Origin of the sequence: Erythrobacter sp. GH1-10 (assembly GCF_045363165.1) — a bacterium.
Taxonomy (GTDB): domain Bacteria; phylum Pseudomonadota; class Alphaproteobacteria; order Sphingomonadales; family Sphingomonadaceae; genus Erythrobacter.
In genome coordinates, this window is record NZ_JBJFLP010000004.1 from 1 (window position 1) to 2,059 (window position 2,059).

2 protein-coding genes are annotated in these 2,059 nt (G+C 64.9%); both read right to left on the reverse strand.

Translation table 11 applies throughout. The features are described from left to right. Positions 1 to 1,898 (reverse strand): VirB4 family type IV secretion/conjugal transfer ATPase (locus ACI5KX_RS14925; RefSeq protein ID WP_406811547.1); only part of this gene is annotated, 1,898 nt, incomplete at its 3' end. Further along, a partial coding sequence (locus tag ACI5KX_RS14930) for a VirB3 family type IV secretion system protein (protein ID WP_406811548.1) occupies positions 1,877 to 2,059 on the reverse strand: 183 nt, incomplete at its 5' end. The genes ACI5KX_RS14930 and ACI5KX_RS14925, both read right to left, overlap by 22 nt.

Sequence of the window (2,059 nt, forward strand, 5' to 3'; positions counted from 1 at the left end):
CCATCGAGCCGCTGTTCGACCCGGTGGAAGAAATAGAACATCGCCGGCGTGCGCGCCGCGGGATCGTCGAGGATCGCGGTCATGTCGAACCCGACCGTTTCGGCGGACAGATCGGTCTTGTCCTGGGCGTTGTCGAACAGCCATGCGCGCTCGCCATCGCCCCACCACTGGCGCAGGCGGGCAAAGAGATCGTCCGGATGCGGGCGGGCCTCGCCGCGGAAGAGCTCGACCAGGTAACGCAGCCGTCGCCGTTCGAGAGGCTGCTGGAAGCTGGTGTCGATCGCGTCGCGGATCTGTTCGAGCTCGGCGTTCGACGCACCGCCGGCGAGCAAAGTGAGCCACTCGGTCAGGAACTGCCGGTTGGTCGGCGTGTCCTCGAGCTGGAGCGGATTGAGCCCCGAGCGCGTCTCGGGCGTCAGACGGTCGTAGGTGCCGCCGATCGCCCGCAGGAACAGCTCGGCGCCGCGATCCTTGTCGAAGAAGATGATCCGCGGCCCGAAGCGGCGGGCCTGCGCAAGCAGGAAGCTGAGCACCACCGTCTTGCCCGACCCCGAGGGGCCGATGACGGTAAAATTGCCGAGGTCCTGCTGGTGGAAATTGAAGAAATACGGGCCTGCCGCGGTCGTCTCGAACAGCGTGACTGCTTCACCCCAATGATTGCCCCGTGCGCGCCCGACCGGGAAATTGTGCAGGCTCGCCAGCCCTGCGAAATTGGTGGTCGAGACCAGCCCGCGCCTTCCGATGTAACGGAAATTGGCCGGAAACTGCGCCCAGAAGGTCGGCTCGAGCGCGATGTCTTCGCGCACGGCGTTGATCCCGAGATCCGCGAGCATGGCGGTGATTTCGGCGACATGGTCTTCGAGCGCGGCGAGGTCTTCGGCATGAACCGCGATGGTCGTGTGATGCTCCCCGAACCCGGCTCGTCCCGCGGCGACCTCGTCTTTCGCGACCGCCAGTTCGTCGCGCAGCGACAAGGCCTCGTCTTCGGCGGAGCGCATGCGGCGCAGCGCAAGATTCATCTGTCCCAGCGCCGCCGCGCGTTCGACCATTGCAAAGCTCTGCGTCACGTGCAGTTCGAACGGCAGGCGATAGAGCTCGTCGAACATCCCGGGGAAAGTCGCGCCCGGATAATCCTTGATCGAAATCATCGCGACAAAGCGGCGCGGCATTTGCCCGGCGGGGGCAAGCTCGATCGTGTCCTGCCCGAAGCTGATCCGCCGCGCCGGAATGAAATGCCCGAGATCGCCGTGCGGCAGCGCCACCGGGCGCATGTCCGCATTGAACAGGCAGGAGAGGAATTCGAGCGGTTCGGAGCGCTGGCCATCGGCGGTATCGTAAACGCTAAGCACCCGCGGGTCATAGGCCGATAACGAAGCCACCAGCGCCTCGCGCGCCCGGTCGAGCGCATGCTTGTCCGCGGCGATCCGCTGCGCATTGCGGTGCGACTTGCGCGAAAACCATCCGCCGATCCGGTCGGCGATCCCGATGCTTCCCTGCAAGGGGCGCCGCACGATCGTGACGAACAGCTCGTTCACGTAGAGCTGCTTGCCCGAAAGCTTCTCCTGCCAGCGCTCGTCGAGACGGGTCGAGAAATCGTCGGCGGTCACCGGACCCAGGGCAGCCTCCGCGCGGCGGCGGATGACGTGGTGATAGACCGCAAAACGTGACGATCCGAGCGTGCGCAGCATCGAATCCCGCAAGCTCGCGCGGTAATTCAGTTCCTCGCTATCGGCCGTTTCGAACAGCAGACCGCCAAGCCGGATGGTCTGCACCAGCAGGCCGTCGCGGGTCTCGATCGTCACATCGTCGATATGCCGTGCATAGGGCAGATGAGCGCCCGCCGGGGTCTCCTTGGCAACAGCATCGGGATCGCGCGTCAGGGCCGGTAGGAATTGCATTTCCACAACCCATGGTTCTTGATCCGCGGGCAATTGCGCACGCGCGTGATCCAGAGATCGAAAATCCGCGGATCGCGCAGGCTCGCGAGCATACCAAGCCCGTGGATTCCGACCGCGACCAGAAGCACCCACCATGCCCTGAAGATTAGGAACAGCTCGAC